We start from the raw sequence: 6,199 nt of genomic DNA, 5'->3' as shown, positions 1-6,199 counted from the left end.
GGGCAGCGGCGGGACGAGGGGGCGGCGCGTGCGGGGCCGCGACACGTGGCCTGCGTGATGGACGGCAACGGCCGTTGGGCGCAGCGGCGTTCGCTTCCCCGCACGGCGGGTCACCGGGCCGCGGTGACCGCCGTCATCGACGTCATCGAGGCGGCCCGGGCCGCCGGCGTGGAGTGGCTCAGCCTGTACGCCTTCTCCACCGAGAACTGGAACCGCCCTGGCACCGAGGTCGAATTCCTGATGCGTCTGGTGCGCCGGGTTGTGCGCAAGCATGCGCCGCTACTGCTCGCGCGCGGCATCCGCTGCCGTTTCCTCGGGGTCGCCGACTCGCGCATCCCCCGTGAACTGGCCCAGGACTTCGACGACTTGGCGACACTGACCGCCGACAACCGGGGGATGACGCTGACCGTCGCCTTCGACCACGGCGGGCGCCGTGACATCGTCGAGGCTGCGAGGTCGCTGATCCGCAGCGGGACGCCCGCCGACGAGGTGACCGAGCGGCTCTTCGCGGACCACCTGCCGTTCCCCGACACCCCCGATGTGGATCTGGTCATCCGCACCTCCGGTGAGCAGCGCATCTCCAACTTCATGCTCTGGCAGGTCGCCTACGCCGAGTGGGTCTTCCCCGAGGTGCTCTGGCCGGACTTCCGGGCTCCCGACTTCCTCGCCTGCCTGCACACCTACCGGCGCCGCGACCGCCGCTTCGGCGGCGTGCCCGCCCGGACGAACGGAGACCCATCATGACCACCGAAACCACGGGAACGGCCGACGAGGCATCCCTGTTCGGCCCGACATCGCAGTTCAGCGCCTTCTTCGACGACCCGCGCTGGGCCCTGGCCATGATCCGCGCCACCGTACTGGAGGCCGCTCACCCGCAGATCGGCGCCGCCCTCGTCGACAACTCCACCTTCGTCGCCCACCCCTGGCGCCGACTGCGCAACACCTTCCTCAGCATGCGGCGCATGTTCGGCACCGACCCAGCGGTACGCGAACGGGAGGCCGCCCGGCTCAACCGGCTGCACGCCCGCATGAGCGGCTCCGACTCCCGCGGCCGCGCCTACGACGCGATGGACCGCGCGACCCGCGCCTGGGTGGTCGCCACCCTCTTCGAGAGCGCCGTCACCATGTGCCGGCTGAGCGGCCAGCCGCTCGACCAGGACACGATGGAGCGGATGTACGCCGAGTACCGCGCGTTCCTCGCCGCGCTCGACGGCGACGCCGCGGAACTCCCCGAGGACCTGGGCGACTTCTGGCGATACTTCGACCGGGTCGTCGAAAGCGAGCTGGAGAACACCGAGGCGGCCCGCGTCATCCTCTACCGGCTCTTCGACCACCTGCCCGCCCCTGCGCTGCTCGACGGCGCGCCGACACTGTGGGCGGCCGGCCGCGCTGTCGCCGGTCCGCTCCTCGGCGCGATCACCGTCGCCTCGCTCCCCGAGCCCTACCGGCGCCGGGCCGGCCTGCCCGAGATGCCCGGCGCCCCAACCCTCATGCAGGGCGCCTACCTCGCCGCCGGGCTCGCCCGATTCCTGCCCGAGGGCTGGATCAACGCCGAAAGCATCATCGAAGCCCTCTCACTCTCGCCCGACAGCGACGACCCCCGCGCCCGCACCATAACCGCCCTGCGCGCCCGCATGAAGCGGGCATCGGCCCTGCTCCGCCTGCTCACACCACTGGGCGACACCAACCCCGACCCGGCACCTTCGGCGGCCACAGAAGAGAACCGGCGCTCGGCGGAGGAGTTCTTCCGCCGAGTGCTGGACCAGACCGGCGACGGCCACCTCGACTGGCCTGACCTCGCCGCCATGGCACGCGAACTCTCCACCCGCCTCGACCTGGACGAACCCGAGGAGACCCGGCTCTACGACGCCTTCGCCGCCTGGTGGCGCGAGCTCCAGGCCGCCCTCGACACGGACGGCGACGGCCGCGTCAGCGCCGAGGAGTACGCCACCGCCGTCCCCTCCCTCGCCGGACCCGCGCTCATCCGCGTAGCCGAGATCCTCTTCGACGCCACCGACAAGGACGGCAACGGGAGCATCGACGCGGACGAGTACCGAACCCTCTTCCGCACCGCCTTCCACCACGACCTCACCACCACCGACGGCGCCTACGGCCGGAGCGCCTTCGTGGGCGACTTCCTCTCCTTCATGGCGGGCCGCCGCACGGGCACCCCGTACGACCCCCTCCTCGCCGACGCCTGACGAGCTCATACATGGGTAGGGGTTGGCGGCCACGGCTGCACGCTCCCGCACCTACGTCCCTTCTTGCGACTCAGGTACCCGCGAAACGCCGACCTCGCCGCCGTGACCACCGCCTAACTGCGCGAGGTCGTCGAGCGGCTGATCGCCGCCGGGCAGTGGTACGACGGAGACCCTGACATCCTGGTCGTGCTCGACTCCGGGTACGACGCCCCGCACATCGCGCACCTGCGATGCCGGCATCGCGGCGCGCGAGCGGATCGAGGTGGAGACCGACGAGCACTGCGCTGCGCTGTGGACGCCGATCGGCGACGCCGACGTCCGTCGCCTCACCTCGCTCATCATGCCGATCCACGACGCGTTCACCGCGGCCAGCACATACCCCTTCCGCGTGGAGATGGGAGACACGCGGTCCGCCGATCCGGAGGCCGCCAGGTAGGCCCTGTTCTCGTATAGAAGCGGCGAACGGACATGTAGCGCAGGGTGACGCTGGGGGCTGGACCGGGCGCGAGGGTCGACGGTACAGCGATCAGCGGCGCTCGCACCGGAACACCGCCGCGGCCGCGGGGCCCTGTGCGGCGGTCTCAACCGGGGCCGGATCGACGGACTTTTCGAGCGGCACAGGATCATCGCTGCCCGCCGTCACGGTGTTGCCACATCCGGTGCGCCGGCCCGCGGATGAGTCGCGGGCCGGCGCACCGGTCGTCGGGGACGGGGGCTGTCAGCTCTCCAGTACGGTCGTGCGGGTCAGCGGCAGCCGCAGCGTCTCCCGGAAGGCGAAGCGGACGACCAGCGCCGAGACGACGGCCAGGCCCGTCAGGTAGAAGCCGGGGGCGAGCGGGGAGCCGAAGAGAGCGACCAGACCGGTGGCTGCGAACGGGGCGGTGCCCCCGAAGATCACGTAGGCGGCGGTGTAGCCGAGCGCCGATCCGCTCGCGCGCAGTTGGGCCGGGAACATCTCGACCATCGCGGGCACGTTCGAGGTGCCGATCACCGCGACGAGCACGGCCAGGACCGCGGTGCCCACCAGTGCCCCTGCCAGGGAGGTCCCGATCAGCCAGAACGCGGGCAGGGTGAACACGGCGAAGCCCGCGCACGCGGTGAACAGCATCGGCCGGCGCCCGTAGCGGTCGCTGGCCGCCGCCAGGAACGGGCAGGCGGCGCTGTAGGCGAGCATCGCCACACACCCCGTCAGCATGGCCTGAGACTTGCTGTAGCCGACCTCTTCCGACATGTACGCGATCAGGTAGCTGCTCATCAGGTAGTAGCCGACGGCGTTGGTGATGCTGTACCCGAACAGGGTCAGCACCTGGCGGCGGCACACCAGCCACGCGTCGCGGATCGGGGCGTGGCGCACCGCCTCGCGCCGTTCCATGGACCGGAAGACCGGGGTGTCCTCGATCCGGCTGCGCAGATACAGGCCGATCAGGCCGAGCGGCCCGGCCAGCAGGAACGGTATGCGCCAGCCCCAACTGCGCAGGGAGGCGTCGTCCAGCGAGGTGGTGATGAGCAGTCCCGTCAGGGCGCCGGCCATCGACGCGAGGCCCACGGTGAGCGGGACGATGCTGGCGTAGCGGGCGCGACGTCCTTCGGGGGCGTACTCCATGATGAACGCGGAGGCGCCGGTGTACTCGCCGCCGGTGGAGAATCCCTGGACCGCCCGCAGCAGGAACAGCAGCACCGGTGCCGTGATGCCGATGACCGAGTAGCTGGGCAGCACCCCGATCAGCAGTGTCGAGCCGCTCATGCACAGCACGCTCAGCGCGAGCATCCGGTTGCGGCCGATCCGGTCGCCGTAGTGGCCGAAGAACACCGCGCCCAGCGGACGGGCGACGAAACCGCCGGCGAAGATGGCCCAGGTCGCCAGCAGGGCGGCGGTGGTGTCGTACTCGGGGAAGAACAGGCTGGCGAGGGTGGCCGACATGACGGCGTAGGCGCCCGAGTCGAACCACTCGACGAAGTTGCCGACCGCGGTGGCCGCGGCCACTTTCCGGCGCGCCGCGGGGGCGGCGGCCGGGCCGGGCGCAGGGACGGCGCCGTCGGTGTCGGCGGTGGGCGGGCTGCTGGGGCTGGGGCTGGGGCTGGTCATCTTGGTCCGTCCTTCCGGCTTGGTGTCCCTGCGGCGGGAGAGGGGGTGGGTGTGCCGAGGTCGCGTGCGCGCAGGGCGGCCCGCTGGATCTTTCCGGTGGCCGAGCGGGGCAGTTCGTCGATGAACTCGATCAGCCGCGGACAGGCGAATCGGGAGTGGGCCCTGCGGGCGTGCTCGGAGATCTCGCGGGCCAGGGCTTCGGAGGGCCGGTGGCCGGGTGCGAGTTCGATCCACGCCTTGACCACCTGGCCACGGAGCGGGTCGGGGACGCCCACCACGCCGGCATCGGCGACGGCGGGGTGATCGCGCAGGACGGCTTCCACTTCGTATGGACCGACACGGTACCCGGAGGTCTTGATCACGTCGTCGGTGCGGCCGAGGAACCAGAAGTATCCGTCCTCGTCCCGCACCGCCTGGTCCTTGGTGTGGTACCAGGTGCCGCCGAACGTCTCGGCCGACGCCTCGGGGCGCTGCCAGTACCCGAGCGGGTACTGCGGGTTGGATTCGGCCCGCAGGCAGATCTCGCCCGCCTCGCCCGCGGGCACCTCGCGGCCGTCCTCGTCCAGCAGGGCGACGTCCCAGCCGGGCAGCGGACGCCCCATGGAGCCGGGCTTGACGGGGACGCCGGGGAAGTTGCCCAGCAGCGGATAGGACTCGGTGGAACCGTAGTAGTCGAGCAGGGTGAGGCCGAACTGCTCGCGGAACCAGTCGATGAGGTCCTCGGTCAGCGGCTCGTTGGAGCAGCACACCGCCCGCAGCGCCTGCCGGTGGCGGCGGCCGGCGTCCGGCACCTCCTGGCGCATCTTGCGCAGGAACGTCGGGTTGACCAGGGCGGTGGTGACCCGGTTGCGGGACATGGCGGCCAGCAGGCCCGGCGGGTCGAATCCCGCGGCCGGCCGGTACACCAGGTGCACGGCACCCGCCCGCAGCGGGCCCATCAGCTTGGCCATCGACCACGCCCAGTCGCCCGCGCCGTAGAACACGTCTCCGGGCCGCAGGTCGTGGCAGTAGCGGAACTCGTTGTGCCCGAGCAGGGTGCGGTGGGCGTGCACGATGCCCTTGGCGGCACCGGTCGTGCCAGAGGTGTAGAAGATCAGCGCCGGGTCGTCGGCCGCCGTGTCCACGGTGGTGAATTCCGGTGCCCGGGCGGCGATCGCCGGATCGTCCACGTCGACGACGGTGCCGTCGAAGCCGCCCGCGCGGTGCACGGCCGCGGTCTCCGTCAGAAGCACCGTGGCTCCGGAGTCGGCGAGCCGGTAGCGGATGGGTTCGTCGGCCCACAGCAGCGACATCGTGACCAGGATCGCGCCGGTGCGCAGCACGCCCAGATAAGTGGCTGGGGTGTCGGGACGCTGCGGCAGCAGCACGCCCACCCGGTCTCCCTTGCGTACGCCGAGGGCGTGCAGGTGCGCGGCGATCTGCCGGGAGCGGTCCTGGACCTGTTGCCAGGAGACCTCCTCCCGGTGGCCGGTGTGGTCCTCGAAGATCAGCGCCGGCCGGTCGCCGGGGTGCCGGTCGGCGACGTCGGCGGCCATGTTGTACCGCTCGGGGACGCTCCAGTGGTGGTCTTCGACGAGGCGGCGGTAGGCGGCCTCGCCGTCGTGGGCGGGCTCGGCGGTGACGACGCCGGTGGACATGACGGCAACTCCTTGACGAGGGACGATGCGGGGCGGGCGGGTTCAGCGGCGACGGCCGGACAGGAAGCGGGCCATCTCGCGTTGCGGTTCTCCGGTGGCGTAGGCGGCGGCGTGCACCTTCTTGGCCGTGTCGATCGCCGCGTCCAGGCCGGCATCGTCCAGTTCGCGCAGCCTGCCCTTGGTCAGCGCGACGGCACCGGGCGGCAACTGCGCCAGGTGGGCGGCCTCGGCCAGCGCCTCCTCCTTGACCCGGTCCTCGTCGACCAGACGGTTCA

Annotated in this window: 4 protein-coding genes and 2 pseudogenes; 3 read left to right on the top strand and 3 right to left on the bottom strand. The window is 71.6% G+C overall.

The features are described from left to right. The first annotated feature begins 45 nt into the window (after positions 1 to 45). The 3 genes and pseudogenes from uppS to KN815_RS49885 all read left to right on the top strand — a co-directional run. A complete protein-coding gene (gene uppS / locus KN815_RS01705) occupies positions 46 to 744 on the top strand; it encodes a polyprenyl diphosphate synthase (RefSeq protein WP_253208683.1) in 699 nt (232 codons plus the stop codon). Then, a complete protein-coding gene (locus KN815_RS01700) occupies positions 741 to 2,201 on the top strand; it encodes an oxygenase MpaB family protein (RefSeq protein ID WP_216339460.1) in 1,461 nt (486 codons plus the stop codon). The genes uppS and KN815_RS01700 overlap by 4 nt, the downstream gene beginning before the upstream one ends. A gap of 229 nt (positions 2,202 to 2,430) precedes the next feature. After that, positions 2,431 to 2,637 (top strand): annotated as a pseudogene (locus KN815_RS49885) (helix-turn-helix domain-containing protein); the annotation flags it as partial. 282 nt (positions 2,638 to 2,919) lie between these two features. Here the strand turns inward: KN815_RS49885 and KN815_RS01690 are convergent. The 3 genes and pseudogenes from KN815_RS01690 to KN815_RS01680 form a co-directional block, all read right to left on the bottom strand. After that, on the bottom strand, positions 2,920 to 4,287 hold the full coding sequence (locus KN815_RS01690; protein ID WP_216339457.1) for an MFS transporter: 1,368 nt from the start codon (positions 4,285 to 4,287) through the stop codon (positions 2,920 to 2,922). After that, entirely contained in the window at positions 4,284 to 5,924 is a 1,641-nt protein-coding gene (locus KN815_RS01685) for an acetate--CoA ligase (RefSeq protein WP_216339454.1), read from the bottom strand. The genes KN815_RS01690 and KN815_RS01685 overlap by 4 nt, the downstream gene beginning before the upstream one ends. Positions 5,925 to 5,966: 42 nt before the next feature. Then, positions 5,967 to 6,199: pseudogene (locus KN815_RS01680) on the bottom strand (enoyl-CoA hydratase/isomerase family protein); the annotation flags it as partial.

Source organism: Streptomyces niphimycinicus (assembly GCF_018883605.1).
Lineage (GTDB): Bacteria > Actinomycetota > Actinomycetes > Streptomycetales > Streptomycetaceae > Streptomyces > Streptomyces niphimycinicus.
This window is presented reverse-complemented; position numbering and strand designations above follow the sequence as displayed.